This window comes from Flavobacterium cauense R2A-7 (assembly GCF_000498475.1).
GTDB classification, from domain to species: domain Bacteria; phylum Bacteroidota; class Bacteroidia; order Flavobacteriales; family Flavobacteriaceae; genus Flavobacterium; species Flavobacterium cauense.
Genome location: NZ_AVBI01000016.1, coordinates 78,613 through 93,401, shown reverse-complemented (window position 1 = coordinate 93,401; position 14,789 = coordinate 78,613). Strand labels below are relative to the sequence as shown.

Genomic DNA, 14,789 nt, shown 5'->3' with positions numbered 1-14,789 from the left:
TTATTAAATTTTATATTTATTTTGTTTGTAACTGACTTTTAATTTTAGTGAACACCTCCTGATTAACTTTAACGGTGAATTCTTTTTTCAACTCATCCACCCAATTCGCTTCAAGGTATTGCTGGTAATCGTTAATTGCCTTTCCTCTGGTTTCTTCCAGTTTTTTAGGGCCTTTGTCTAATTTTTTATTTACCTGAGTAATGAAATAATAATTTCCTTCGTGACTGATGTCTGTAATTCCAAGGTTGAAATTCTGATGTTTCGGTAAAGCGGCATCGCCAATTTCAAAAATTCCGGATTTCACCATGATGGAAACGGATCCGTTCGTGTTTAAGTGCTCTTTTATGAAATCAATGGACTTTTTCTTTTTCAGGAACTTTTCGGCTTTTTTAATCGCATCTTCTTTGGTTGATGAAAACACATTTGCCTCAACACGATCTTTCCATTGGTAGTTGGCTTTATTTTTTTCGTAGAAATTTCTAAGTCCTAAAGTGTCGGTTTTTGCTTTGGTCCAGATTTCTTTTTCCATCAGGTCAAACAATAACAAACCGTCACGGTATTCGTCCATTACGTTGGCAAAATCAGGAAATTCTTTCTCTAGATTATCGTTATAATAATTTGCCAGTTGCTCTTCTACAAATTTTGTGTACATTTTATCAACCAATTTAGAAATCGGCTTAAGAGTACTGTTTGTCTTTTGCTGCGCATAAACATAATTTAAAAATGCAGGAACCGTAACCGTTTTCTCCTTATTGATTGTAAATAATTTTTCATTCATACCCTTCATGTCTGAAGGAAGTTCCCATTCTTGTTTATAATATTTGTCCGTTACCAGAGAAAGTGCTTTTTTATAGGCTTTCTCCTCTCTTTTAACCGGGTATTTTTTTCTTAATTTCTCATTCAAAGAGGCATTAATCAATCGGGAACGATCGTCTTTACGGATTTTAGCATCGAAATCCATCTCAGTTTCTTCCAAAGGTTTTATCGGATGTTTGTCAATCAGTTTAATGATATGCCAACCGAACTGACTTTGGAACGGTTCTGAAATCTGTCCTTTCTCTTTAAGTGAAAAGGCCATATTTTCAAATTCTTCCGAACTTAACTCTCCTGAACCGAATCGTTGCAATTGTCCTCCTTTTCCGGAAGATGATTTATCCTGTGAAAACTGCTGAGCCAGACTTTCAAAAGCTTCTCCCTGTTTCAGTTTTTTATATACATCATCAATAGTTGATTTTGCAGCCGCCGCTTCAGTTTCATTTTGACCGTTGAGCGTCATGATATGTGCCACGGTAACCTGACCTCTATTGTCCCGAATGTCGTTTACCTTAATTAAATGGTAGCCGAAACGGGTTCTGACAGGCAAAGACACCTCTCCTTTTTTTGTTTTATAAGCAGCAGATTCGAAAGCATACACCATTCTGAAAACCGAAAACCAACCCAAATCGCCTTTATTTTCTTTTACAGAAGGATCTTGCGAATATTGAGTTGCCATGGTTTCGAAGTTTTCGCCGCCAAGAATTTTTTTGCGGACTTCCATAGCCTGATTGTACACTTTTAAAGTATCGGCAGGTTCTGCGTTTTCATCCAAAGTAAATAAAATATGGGAAGCTTTAATTTCTTTCAGTGACCGTTTGTAGGCCTCTTCGATAAGTTCTTTGGTCACTTTGGTATCCGTCACATAATTTTTGGAAAGTTGTGCACGATACGATTTCAACTCATTCTGATAAGCGGAATTATTTTGTAAACCAAGCTTATTGGCTTTTTCGACTTTTAATTTGTATCCGATAAAAAGATCAAGGTAATGATTCAGATCTTTTTGTGAATCGTCTTTAACCAAATCAAGGTTTTTTTTGTAAACCCTGGCAAACTCTTCAGTGTAAAAAGGTTTTTCATCTATTGTAAAAAGAACCTCTTTTTTATTATCCTGAGCAAAAGAAACTGCATTGGCAGCAATAAAAAGACCTATAAGAACCTGTTTTAATTTCATTTCTTTTATAACACTATTTAGTTTGAAGTTTTTTAAAAAATTTCAGCAATTTTAAACAAGGCACCATAAAATGCGGAACACCTGATTTGCAACCAACAAAAATAGCAATTCAAAGCTATTATACAACCATACTGATTACTATTAACAAAAAATTATGCGCAAAAAACAATATACAGGATCAAAGGCTATTTTTTTGATAATAAAACGAGTTCTCGCAAATTATAATTACTTTTGCACCCACTAATTTTTGTCTGATGAGTTTTCAAAAAGAAATACAACGAAGAAGAACATTCGGAATCATTTCCCACCCCGATGCCGGTAAAACCACATTAACGGAAAAACTACTTTTATTTGGAGGAGCAATCCAGGAAGCAGGAGCCGTAAAAAGTAATAAAATCAAGAAAGGAGCCACTTCCGACTTTATGGAAATTGAGCGCCAAAGAGGGATTTCGGTAGCGACATCGGTATTGGCTTTTAACTACAAAGACAAAAAAATCAATATCCTGGACACTCCGGGACACAAAGATTTTGCTGAAGACACTTTCCGAACTTTAACTGCCGTAGACAGTGTTATTGTAGTTGTCGATGTGGCAAAAGGAGTCGAAGAACAAACCGAAAAATTGGTAGAAGTTTGTCGTATGCGAAACATTCCCATGATTGTTTTCATCAATAAATTAGACCGTGAAGGTAAGGATGCTTTTGATTTGATGGATGAAGTGGAAAAAAAATTAGGCCTGCATGTTACTCCGCTGAGTTTCCCGATTGGTATGGGATATGACTTCAAAGGAATTTACAACATCTGGGAGAAAAACATCAATCTTTTCGAAGGCGACAGTCGTAAAAACATTGAGGAAACTATTGCTTTTTCCGACATTGACAGCCCTGAACTGGAAAAAATCATAGGAGAAAAACCGGCAAACAAACTTCGTGAAGAATTGGAATTAATTAACGAAGTATATCCGGCTTTTGACAGAGACGCTTATTTGGCAGGCGATTTACAACCCGTTTTCTTCGGTTCGGCATTGAACAATTTCGGAGTACGTGAGTTGTTGGATTGTTTCATCGAGATAGCACCTTCCCCAAGACCTAAAGATTCCGACACCCGTGAAGTAAAACCGGACGAGCCTAAATTCTCCGGCTTTGTATTTAAAATTCACGCCAACATGGATCCGAAACACCGCGACCGTTTGGCTTTTATAAAAATTGTTTCCGGAACTTTTGAAAGAAACAAACCGTATTTGCATGTTCGTTTGGGCAAAAATCTGAAATTTTCGAGTCCGAACGCCTTCTTTGCGGAGAAAAAAGAGATTGTTGACATTTCCTATCCGGGCGACATTGTAGGCTTGCACGATACCGGTAACTTCAAAATCGGAGACACCTTAACCGAAGGCGAAGTGATGCAATTTAAAGGAATCCCAAGTTTTTCGCCGGAGCATTTCCGTTACATTAACAATGCAGATCCGATGAAAGCGAAACAATTGGAAAAAGGAGTGGATCAGTTAATGGATGAAGGAGTAGCACAGCTATTTACATTGGAAATGAACAACCGTAAAGTCATCGGAACTGTTGGAGCGCTGCAGTATGAAGTGATTCAATACCGTTTGGAACACGAATACGGCGCAAAATGTTCGTATGAAAACTTCCCGGCATACAAAGCCTGTTGGGTAAAACCGGAAGATCCTAAAAACGAAGAATTTGCCGAATTCAAACGTATCAAGCAGAAATTTATGGCAAAAGACAAATACGGACAATTGGTTTTCCTTGCCGATTCTGATTTTTCGATTCAGATGACCCAAAGTAAATTTCCAAGTGTAAAATTACTTTTCACTTCTGAATTTGAATAATTAACATTTTGAAAATCAATTTCTTAAACTTAATTTATACTTTTACACCCCAAATAAAAACTTATGAAGTCGAATTTATTAAAAATATACATTTTCAGCTTTTTATTCCTGTCTGATTTTGTAATGTTTGCACAGCCCGGAACGGATGATGGTAGTGGTGGACTTGAAGGTGATGATCCTCCTCCGGCACCCATAAACACCAAATTGATTTGGTTGGCTGTTTTCGGAATTGCCTTTGCTTTTTATCATTTCCGAAACCGAACAAATAAAACCGCTTAACATAAAAAATCCACCAATTGGTGGATTTTTTATGTTTTATATTTAAGAGTTCTCCCTAAAAAACAATTTTCTTATTTACCACAGCGCCATCAGCTGCAACGATTTTAACCAATAATACTGCATTGTCAACTTTTAGTTCAGAAACTGATACGGTAGAACTGTTTATTGCTGATTTACGTATCAGTTTTCTTCCTCTAACATCGTAGACCTCTAAGTTATCCAATACAACTCCATTGGCATTTACATTCAGATTACCGTTTGCATCTTTAAACACCACAACCGAATTTTCATTGAAATCACTTTGATGCGTTCCTAAAACACCGGTTTGGTAAATGATTTCAAAACGATTGGTAAAAGTCCCTACAGCGGATGTAAAAGAATAGGATCCTGTTTTTAAATCATGGGTAACATTCAACACGTTATCTTTCAGGTAAATATTCTGACTACCGGTAAACACCCCTCCCAGATGGTCAATTGAAATTGAATGTGCACCGGAATAGGAAGTTTTAAATCGTAACGGAACAACATCTGAAACATCAAAAGTTGGTCGGCCCTGAATCAGATAATTTACCCCAGCAATATCCATCGTCAAAGAAACCGGAGCGTCTTCAATTGCCTTACCATCTATACCAAAATCAACTCCCAACGTAGCACTTGAAAAATACCCTAAAAGCATTTGATTGTGTGCACCGGAAGTATTGGTTATATTCAGCCAGATTCGGTCGCCGTTTAATTCTCTGTCGGAAACAGCTTCACTGTTCTTAAAAAACTGATCGGCATTATCGGCTATACGCATCGTGTTGGTAAAAGAAACATTTGTAGCTCCCGAGGTCATTTCAACAATAAACCCCTGACCGGTTCTTAAAATACCGTTCGGATTCACTACCTGCGCCTCTCCATTACTCACAAAACCAGCAGTTGTCCAAGTGCAATACCCCGGATCCGTAGTACTGCTATTTGTTTTACGCCAGAAATATAACGTACCGGTTATGTTTCCGGCATTACCATTTACAAAACTACTCATGTCAACCGGTGAAGGATACGGATTTCCAACTCCGTTATAACGAAATCCTGCCCCTCCGTTGTAAGCACTAAAATTGATTGATCCATTGTTTGGCACACCTGTAAAAACTCCATCCCATTTGGTTGGTGTTGTTGGATGATTGTCCGGCATACGAATCAGATACGCTTTCCCCAATTGAAAATTTGTAGTACTTGGTGTCACTGTACTGTAAACATTTGTTGCCGAATTATACACATAAAATCGGGTTGTTACCGTTAATGGTGAAAATGCCAGTAAATTTTGTGAAGCTACCGGAGAAGACCAAAGCGTATAATCCAAACGCATTAAAGCAGAACTTTTTCGGTTAACAACAATATTTCCGGAATTCGGCACATTATTAATCTGAATCAGATTGGCGTTATTTTGCAGTGTCAAGTTAGCACCACTGGCTACAGTAACCGCATTGGTAACCGTTATATTATTTCCTGAATTAACCGTTAATGTAGACGTTCCGTTAAGCACAAGGGTATTGGCCAATGCATTAACTCCTGAAACTATTATTGCTCCTGAATTTATTGTCACATCAGTTGCAGCCGTCGGCAATGTTCCACAACTCCAGTTTCCCGGCGTACTCCATTGGTTATCCACTGCACCTGTCCAAACATTGGCATTATTCACAACAACTGTTGACGTCCCACTAATCGCCTGAGAACAAGATCCCAGCGTAACAGCAACCAACGATAGGGTTTGGTTTACTGAAGCGCCAACAACAGTAATGATTCCTACACCTCCTGTTAACACAACGGTTTGATTTGTGCCGCCGTTTATAGAATAAGTAAGCGTTGCCCCTGAAGAACCGGTTACGTTAAAAACAGCATTGGAACCCAAACAAATCGGACTGTTATTGGAAGCGATTGCTGCCGTAAGCATTGGATTCACTGTAATTGTTGCTATGGTACTGTAAGATGAACAATTAGCATTTACAACTACCACGCGATAATACGTTGTTGCAGTCAGGTTTGTAACGGTAAGCGTTGCAGCAGTATTGGCGATATCAACCACCCCGGAAGAAAAATCGTTCACGGGAGAAGATTGCCATTTCTGAATTGTATTGGTAAAACCGGTTAAAGTTAATGTGGTACTATTGGTTCCGTAACACACGGTTGCGCTTCCGGAAAGTGTTCCTCCTTTAGGACTGTTCTGAACCGTAATTCTTGCCGAAGTACTGTTTACGATGGAACATCCACCACTTTGCACAACCGCTCTATAGTAAGTCGTAGTAATTAAATTAGTAACCGTTAAAGTGTTTGTCGTATTGGCTATATCTACTGCGTTATTAAAATTTTGCATTGTTGATGATTGCCATTTGACAATACTTCCTGTATATCCTGACAGCGTAAGCACTGTAGAATTTATTCCGGAACATACTGTTGCATCCGACAAAACTGTCCCACCAACTGTTGCAGGAGAAACTGTTACGGTAACAACGGCACTGTTAACTACACCACATCCGCCGGTCACTACAGCGCGATAATAGGTTGTCACACTCAAAGTTCCCATTTGTACCGATGTCAGTGTTGTTGAAGTAGCTCCTATTATATTTGAAAATGCAATATTATCTGTGGAACGTTGCCATTGTATCGTTCCGGTACTACCGGCAAGAACTATGTTTGCAGGTTGCGTCCCAGAACAGATACTCTGATTGGAAGATACAGTCCCTGGATTAGGATCTACTGTTATGGTAGCTACAGCACTTTTTGCTGTACAGGTTCCGTTAGTAAGAATGACTCTGTAGTAAGTTGTCGTAGAAATATTTGTAACTGTAAGACTGGTTGTAACATTTGCTATGTCGGTAACCGATGACGAAAAATCACTCACTGGAGACGACTGCCATTTCACAACACTTCCGCTATGACCGCTCAGTGACAAAACCGTATTGTTTGTTCCGGGGCAAACGGTTGTTCCTCCTGAAACAACCCCTCCGTTTGGAGCAGCATTAACGGTAAAGTTGGGAGAAGATCCCACACCTGCGCTTGCATCAAAAGTTGGATTTACAGAACCAACGGCTATCTTATATGTCCCAGAAGCATTTGCAGGTAACGCAATTGTAGCCTGAACATTCAAATTAACGGCTCCATTATTCCCGGAAAACGTATACGGCAGCAAGGTCATAGAACCAAGAGACACATATGGTGCACTCCCGGTGTTATTACTTAAATAAGCCGTAAAAACGGTTGATGTTGTATATCGTCTGCTCGGACCATTGCCGTTTGTTGCATTAAAAGTAACCGTAACCGTTTCTCCACCACAGGCTGGATTTGGCGAAACACCGGTGACCTGCACCGTTTGTCCCATACCTGAAAAACCAGTAAGCAGTGACAAAAACAAAATCATCTGTACGATTATTTTATCTGTCGCTATTTTAAAAAAGGTAGTTTTATATCCCATAACAATTCCTTAATGATTTTTCACACTTAAATTTAACCATTAATTAAATAAAAAATAAAAAAAATATTTAAAATCGATAAAATACACTCTAAATCAGTATTAAACAAGATTTTTCAAACAACTTATCGAAAAAAAAGCCTCTTTAAATCTAAAGAGGCTTTTTTTTTACTTTCATACTAATAAACAATTTTCTTATTCGAAACCTGTCCGTCATCTGTAGTAATCTGAACCACTATCACTCCTTTACATTCATCCAAACGAAGGCTTGCTTCTGGAGCAGCAACATCATGCATCTCCGACAGCAATCTTCCTCTGACATCATAAACTTTTACGGCACTGATATTAACTTCCGATTTAACCGTTAGCATTCCGACATTTTTGTAAACTTGTACCACATTCGAAAACTGTTCCGCTGCAGGAGAATTACTCTTCTTATATGTCAATTCAAAACGATCTTTAAAAACACCGGACTCCGACACAAAACGATATTCAGAACGTTTCAGATTATGCAATTTTCCAGCAATTTTATCTTTAAGATATACGGATTGATTTGAAGCAAAAACACCGCTCAGTTCGTCAATCGAAATAACAAACTCCCCAGCGGTTTCCGACTTAAATCTCAGCTTAACCTCATCCGAATCGGAAAAAGAAGAACGGCCTTCAATAGCATACTCAAGATTATCGATTGTTGTTGTTAAGTCAATTGGATAATTATCCAACGATTTTCCATCGATTGCATAATCCACACCATTGGTTGCGTTTTCAAAATACCCTACAAGCAGCTGATTTTTCAATCCGGCAGAATTGCTGATACTCAATTTAACCTTATCGCCTGATAATTCAGACAATGTTTCTTCGTTTTCCGAATTTCTGAAAAACTGATCGTCATTATTTGCAACCCGCATAGTATTGTTAAAGGTAACCGATGTTTGAGTATTGATTGCCTCTACTAGAAAACCTTGTCCCGTTCTCAAAATTCCGTTAGGATTAAAAACTTGTGCCGCACCATTGCTTACAAATCCGGCCGTGGTCCAAGTACAATAACCCGGATCGACTGCAGTCCCGTTGGTTTTTCTCCAAAAATAAAGCGTTCCGGTAATTTTAGCCGTATTCGTACTGACAAACGAGTTTAATTTCACCGGAGACGGATATGGATTACCTATGGCATTGAAACGAAAACCTGTCCCGCCATTATACAGTGGTACTGTAATATTACCATTATTAGGAACCCCAGTAAAAACACCATTCCAAATGGTAGGGGTTGTAGGATGATTGTCGGGCATACGAATTAAATACCCTTTACCTAGTTGAAAACTATTTGAAGCGGGGGCAATTGCGCTATAGGCATTTGTAGCAGAATTATAAGTATAAAAACGGTTGGTTACTGTTTGCGGAGAAAAAGCTAGTAAATTTTGAGAAGTTACAGGCGAAGACCATAACGTGTAATCCAAACGCATTAAAGCAGAACTATTTCTAGCTACATTAATATTTCCGGCATTGGCACCGATATAAGAGCCCTGAAGAAGATTTGCATTATTCTGTAAAGTAAAACTTCCAGTACCCTGAACAGCAATCGAACCGTTAACAGTTAAATTGTTCCCTGAAGCAACTGTTAAAACCCCACCTGTCTCTACGATTAAATCTTTGATTTCTACCGTTGAACTGATTAGTGCAGGATTGGTACCTGGAGCAATGATTGCGTTCACACCAGTTGTAGGCACAAAGTTACAACTCCAGTTGGCAGGATCAGTCCAGGCAGAACTAACCGCTCCGGTCCATTTGTTTGATTTTACTGAAACCGATTCTGAGGCAGAAGTCGCCACAGAACATCCTCCGGTACCTTGTGCTAAAACACGATACTTAAGTACCATTTCCGCAGTAGCTTTGGTTGTCTTAACCGATAAATTATTGACAATAGCCGTACCACTTCCGTTGATAGTCTGCGACGTTGCATAAGTGATTCCGGAAATACTGTACAAATTAATATCTTGCCACACACCCGGAGAAGTTTCAATTTGCCAGGTAAATACAACTGAATTTACATTTCCCGCAAAATCATTACATGTCCCTTTGGAGACTGTTACGCCTATTTTCTTGTAACTTCCGGCACAGACTTCAAGTGTTAACCCATTCAAGTTTGTAGTAAAAGCCACTTGAGCATGGGAAAAAAGCACAAAAATTAGTGAAAGGAATATGCTGTACAGCAAACCTTTTTTATTAAAGAAGGAATTCATAAAAAGTAGTTGTTTATATCAAATTGGGGCTTAACTTTTTTTTAAAAAAAACGAGATGACTCTCTATGAACAAATATAAAATTAATAAATTGATTATCACCAACCGTACAAAAAAATAACAAAAAAAGCCTCCCTTTATCGGGAAGCTTTTTTGTATTAAGCTTGTCCTGTCGGCCCAAAGCTAAACGGAAGCTGTGGTTGTTCTGCTTCTTTGATTTCGCCGTGTGCACTTTCGAAACGGTGAATATTTTCGCCCAGAGCCATCAAAAGTCTTTTGGCGTGCTGAGGCGTTAACACAATTCTCGATTTCACTTTTGCTTTTGGCATTCCAGGCATAATGCTCACAAAATCCACAACGAATTCTGTATTGGAATGGTTAATTATTGCTAAATTAGAATAGGTACCTTCAGCCGTTTGTTCGTCTAATTCAATATTGATTTGTCCTTGTGGGTTGTTTTTATCACTCATTTTCTTAAGATTTTAAATAGTTGCTAAAATATAAAATCCTAACAGTAAAATACTGTTAGGATTTATAAATATAATGAGAATTTTATTTACTAGTAATTAAATTCTTCTTTTGCAGCCATCAATTCGTTGAACTCTTCTTTAGAACCTACAATCGTATTATCGTAGTCTCTCATACCGGTACCGGCAGGGATTCTGTGACCCACGATAACATTCTCTTTCAACCCTTCTAATCCATCAACTTTACCCGCTACAGCAGCTTCGTTTAATACTTTAGTAGTTTCCTGGAACGATGCCGCAGAGATAAACGATTTCGTTTGCAATGATGCTCTTGTAATACCTTGAAGAACCGGAGTTGCCGTTGCCGGAACTACATCTCTTGCCACTACAATGTTTTTATCATTACGTTTTAACAACGAATTCTCGTCTCTTAATTCTCTTGGAGTGATGATTTGACCTGCTTTTAAATTCTCAGAGTCACCTGCATCTTCCACCACTTTCATTCCGTATAACTTATCATTTTCAACGATAAAGTCAGAAGTATGAGCCAATTGATCTTCTAAGAATAGTGTATCTCCCGGATCTTCAATTCTAACTTTACGCATCATTTGACGAATTACCACCTCAAAGTGCTTGTCATTGATTTTTACCCCTTGTAAACGGTATACTTCTTGAATTTCATTTACCAAATACTGTTGAACAGCAGCAGGTCCTTTAATTCTCAAGATATCGTCCGGAGTAATTGCTCCGTCAGACAATGGTACACCCGCTCTTACGAAGTCATTTTCCTGAACTAAGATCTGACTTGATAATTTCACCAAGTATTTCTTAACCTCACCGAATTTTGATTCGATAACGATCTCACGGTTACCTCTTTTGATCTTACCAAAAGAAACAACACCGTCAATTTCAGAAACCACCGCCGGGTTGGAAGGATTACGAGCCTCTAACAACTCAGTAATTCTTGGTAAACCTCCGGTGATATCGCCTGCTTTCGAAGAACGACGCGGGATTTTTACTAAAATTTTACCTGCTTTAATTTTCTCTCCGTTGTCCACCATTAAGTGGGCCCCTACCGGTAAGTTGTATGAACGGATTAGTTCACCATCTTTTCCGTAGATTAATAAAGTCGGAATTAATTTTTTATTTCTACCCTCTGTAATTACTTTTTCCTGGAATCCGGTTTGCTCATCGATTTCAACCATGAACGTTTGTCCTTGCTCGATATCTTCATAAGCAACTTTTCCTGTAAATTCAGAGATAATTACACCATTATATGGATCCCATTTACAGATAACATCCCCTTTAGCTACGGTCTGACCATCTTTAACAAAAATGCTTGAACCGTAAGGAATATTATGAGTATTTAATAGGATACCTGTTTTCTCATCCACCAATTTCAATTCAGTTGAGCGGGAGATTACGATATCAACAGCGTTTCCTTCGTTGTCTTCTCCTTTAACTGTTTTCAAATCTTCGATTTCCAATCTACCTGCAAAACGAGTGATGATACTAGACTCTTCAGAGATACCTCCTGCAACCCCTCCTACGTGGAACGTACGAAGTGTTAACTGTGTACCCGGCTCACCAATGGATTGCGCTGCAATTACCCCAACGGCTTCCCCTCTTTGCGTCATCTTACCGGTTGCTAAGTTACGTCCGTAACATTTAGCACAGATTCCTTTCGGAGCCTCACAAGTAAGCGGCGAACGTACATCTACTTTTTCTACCGGAGAAGCATCGATAGCTTTCACAATAGCTTCTGTGATTTGTTCCCCAGCATGAATGATTACTTCTCCGTTTAGCGGATTTATCACATCTTGTAAAGCAACACGTCCTAAGATTCTCTCTCCTAACGATTCTACAATCTCTTCGTTTTTCTTTAAAGCCGTAACTTCAATACCTCTAAGCGTACCACAATCTACAGAGTTTACGATAACATCCTGAGATACATCATGTAAACGACGTGTTAAGTAACCCGCATCCGCCGTTTTAAGTGCCGTATCCGCAAGACCCTTACGAGCACCGTGCGTAGAGATGAAGTATTCTAAGATCGAAAGACCTTCTTTAAAGTTCGATAAGATCGGGTTTTCAATAATTTCACCACCACCAGCAGTTGATTTTTTCGGCTTAGCCATCAAACCACGCATACCGGTTAACTGACGAATCTGCTCTTTCGAACCACGCGCTCCAGAGTCAAGCATCATATATACCGAGTTGAAACCTTGTTGGTCTTCACGGATATTTTTCATTGCCAACTCGGTAAGCTGTGCATTCGCTGAAGTCCAAATATCAATAACCTGGTTATAACGCTCGTTATTGGTAATAAGACCCATGTTATAGTTCATGGAGATACCGGAAACTTGCTCTCTGGCATCAGCAATCAATTGAGTTTTTTGTTCTGGAATACGGATATCTCCTAATGAGAAGGACAAACCACCTTTGAAAGCGAATTTGTATCCCATATCCTTCATGTTATCCAAGAAGGCTGCCGTTGTAGGTACATCAGTAACACTTAAAATGTGACCGATAATATCACGCAACGATTTTTTAGTCAATACCTCATTGATATATCCAGCTGCTTCAGGTACTACTTCGTTAAATAATACTCTACCGGCAGTTGTTTGGATAATTTTGTATACCAATTCACCTTCTTCATTGAAATCCTTCGCTCTGATTTTAACGCGGGCATTCAACTCTACTCTTCCTTCGTTCAAAGCGATATTACACTCTTCGGCAGAATAGAACGTTAAACCTTCCCCTAAAATTGGGTGCTCTGGTGTAGACAAACGTTCTTTGGTCATGTAATAAAGACCAAGTACCATGTCCTGAGAAGGTACCGTGATAGGTGCACCATTCGCCGGGTTCAAGATATTATGAGAAGCCAACATTAACAATTGTGCCTCTAAAATAGCCTCTGGTCCTAGCGGTAAGTGAACCGCCATCTGGTCACCATCGAAATCCGCGTTAAACGCCGTACACACTAACGGGTGTAACTGAATCGCTTTTCCTTCGATCAATTTCGGCTGGAACGCCTGGATACCCAAACGGTGTAACGTAGGAGCACGGTTTAGTAATACCGGGTGACCTTTAATTACGTTTTCAAGGATATCCCATACTACCGGCTCTTTTTTGTCGATGATTTTCTTAGCCGACTTCACTGTCTTAACAATTCCTCTTTCGATTAACTTACGAATAACGAATGGTTTGTACAATTCAGCAGCCATATCTTTCGGAAGACCACATTCGAACAATTTCATTTCCGGTCCAACAACAATTACCGAACGAGCAGAATAATCCACACGTTTACCTAATAAGTTTTGACGGAAACGACCTTGTTTTCCTTTTAAGGAATCAGAAAGTGATTTCAAAGGTCTGTTTGATTCTGTTTTAACAGCAGAAGCTTTTCTTGTGTTATCGAACAACGAGTCAACAGATTCCTGTAACATACGTTTTTCGTTTCTCAAGATTACCTCAGGTGCTTTGATTTCCATTAATCGTTTCAAACGATTGTTACGGATGATTACACGACGGTAAAGGTCGTTCAAATCGGAAGTCGCGAAACGACCACCATCAAGCGGCACTAACGGACGTAATTCTGGCGGGATAACCGGAACAACTTTCATAATCATCCATTCCGGACGGTTCTCTCTGTTGTTGTTTGATTCACGGAAAGACTCCACTACCTGAAGACGTTTTAACGCTTCTGTTTTTCTTTGTTTAGAGGTTTCATTATTCGCAGCGTGACGCAATTGATAAGATAACTCATCAAGGTCAGTACGCGCTAATAAGTCCATGATACATTCCGCACCCATCTTAGCAATGAATTTGTTCGGATCAGTATCATCTAAATATTGATTTTCCATCGGAAGGGTATCTAAAATATTTAAATACTCTTCTTCAGTTAAGAAATCCAATCGTTGTAACGATTCACCATCAGCATTTTTAGCGATACCAGCCTGAATAACTACATATCTTTCGTAGTAGATAATCATGTCTAATTTCTTAGACGGTAAGCCTAAAATGTATCCGATTTTGTTTGGAAGTGAACGGAAGTACCAGATGTGAGCGATAGGCACCACCAAGTTGATGTGACCAACTCTGTCTCTACGTACTTTTTTCTCAGTTACTTCAACACCACAGCGGTCACAAACGATTCCTTTGTAACGGATTCTCTTGTATTTACCACAAGCACATTCGAAATCTTTTACAGGTCCGAAGATGCGCTCACAGAAAAGTCCGTCACGCTCTGGTTTGTGCGTACGATAATTGATGGTTTCGGGTTTTAGAACCTCACCTCTTGACTCGGCCAAGATAGATTCTGGAGATGCCAAACCGATCGAAATTTTATTAAATCTCTTGATCGTGTTTTTATCTTTATTTCTATTATTCATCATAGTTTTTACTATTGATTTACGTGCAATTAAAATTGATTTTAGACTTATAATTTCCTCTTATAAAAGAGACAAATCATTACGCTGCCACCTCGAATTACTTCTCTAAACTTCAGACTCTCCTCTGAAGTGCTA

General features: G+C 38.9%; 7 protein-coding genes. 2 read left to right on the top strand and 5 right to left on the bottom strand.

Annotated features, from left to right (window positions below):
- Positions 1-16 precede the first annotated feature (16 nt).
- A complete protein-coding gene (locus tag FCR2A7T_RS08395) occupies positions 17-1,987 on the bottom strand; it encodes a peptidylprolyl isomerase (RefSeq protein ID WP_023570848.1) in 1,971 nt (656 codons plus the stop codon).
- A gap of 254 nt (positions 1,988-2,241) precedes the next feature.
- On the opposite strand from FCR2A7T_RS08395, the gene FCR2A7T_RS08390 reads away from it, so the two are divergent.
- On the top strand, positions 2,242-3,831 hold the full coding sequence (locus tag FCR2A7T_RS08390) for a peptide chain release factor 3 (RefSeq protein ID WP_023570847.1): 1,590 nt from the start codon (positions 2,242-2,244) through the stop codon (positions 3,829-3,831).
- 63 nt (positions 3,832-3,894) lie between these two features.
- Positions 3,895-4,110: a hypothetical protein gene (locus tag FCR2A7T_RS15125; RefSeq protein WP_023570846.1), complete on the top strand. Its 216-nt coding sequence runs from the start codon at positions 3,895-3,897 to the stop codon at positions 4,108-4,110.
- Positions 4,111-4,165: 55 nt separating this feature from the next.
- Here the strand turns inward: FCR2A7T_RS15125 and FCR2A7T_RS08385 are convergent, their stop codons facing one another.
- The 4 genes from FCR2A7T_RS08385 to rpoC all read right to left on the bottom strand — a co-directional run bounded on the left by FCR2A7T_RS08385 (position 4,166) and on the right by rpoC (position 14,657).
- Complete coding sequence (locus FCR2A7T_RS08385) at positions 4,166-7,561, bottom strand: hypothetical protein (RefSeq protein ID WP_131473109.1); 3,396 nt, start codon at positions 7,559-7,561, stop codon at positions 4,166-4,168.
- A gap of 176 nt (positions 7,562-7,737) precedes the next feature.
- A complete protein-coding gene (locus FCR2A7T_RS08380; RefSeq protein WP_023570844.1) occupies positions 7,738-9,795 on the bottom strand; it encodes a hypothetical protein in 2,058 nt (685 codons plus the stop codon).
- A 156-nt stretch (positions 9,796-9,951) separates the two neighbouring features.
- Positions 9,952-10,263, bottom strand: coding sequence for a DUF3467 domain-containing protein (locus tag FCR2A7T_RS08375; RefSeq protein WP_023570843.1), 312 nt, complete (start codon positions 10,261-10,263; stop codon positions 9,952-9,954).
- A gap of 89 nt (positions 10,264-10,352) precedes the next feature.
- A complete protein-coding gene (gene rpoC, locus FCR2A7T_RS08370) occupies positions 10,353-14,657 on the bottom strand; it encodes a DNA-directed RNA polymerase subunit beta' (protein ID WP_035117934.1) in 4,305 nt (1,434 codons plus the stop codon).
- Between the last annotated feature and the right edge of the window lie 132 nt (positions 14,658-14,789).

Bases quoted from the DNA above. Each gene is read 5' to 3' on its own strand.
- FCR2A7T_RS15125 (WP_023570846.1), top strand. From the start codon at position 3,895: ATGAAGTCGAATTTATTAAAAATATACATTTTCAGCTTTTTATTCCTG.
- rpoC (WP_035117934.1), bottom strand. From the start codon at position 14,657: ATGATGAATAATAGAAATAAAGATAAAAACACGATCAAGAGATTTAAT.
- FCR2A7T_RS08380 (WP_023570844.1), bottom strand. From the start codon at position 9,795: ATGAATTCCTTCTTTAATAAAAAAGGTTTGCTGTACAGCATATTCCTT.
- FCR2A7T_RS08390 (WP_023570847.1), top strand. From the start codon at position 2,242: ATGAGTTTTCAAAAAGAAATACAACGAAGAAGAACATTCGGAATCATT.
- FCR2A7T_RS08375 (WP_023570843.1), bottom strand. From the start codon at position 10,263: ATGAGTGATAAAAACAACCCACAAGGACAAATCAATATTGAATTAGAC.
- FCR2A7T_RS08385 (WP_131473109.1), bottom strand. From the start codon at position 7,561: ATGGGATATAAAACTACCTTTTTTAAAATAGCGACAGATAAAATAATC.
- FCR2A7T_RS08395 (WP_023570848.1), bottom strand. From the start codon at position 1,987: ATGAAATTAAAACAGGTTCTTATAGGTCTTTTTATTGCTGCCAATGCA.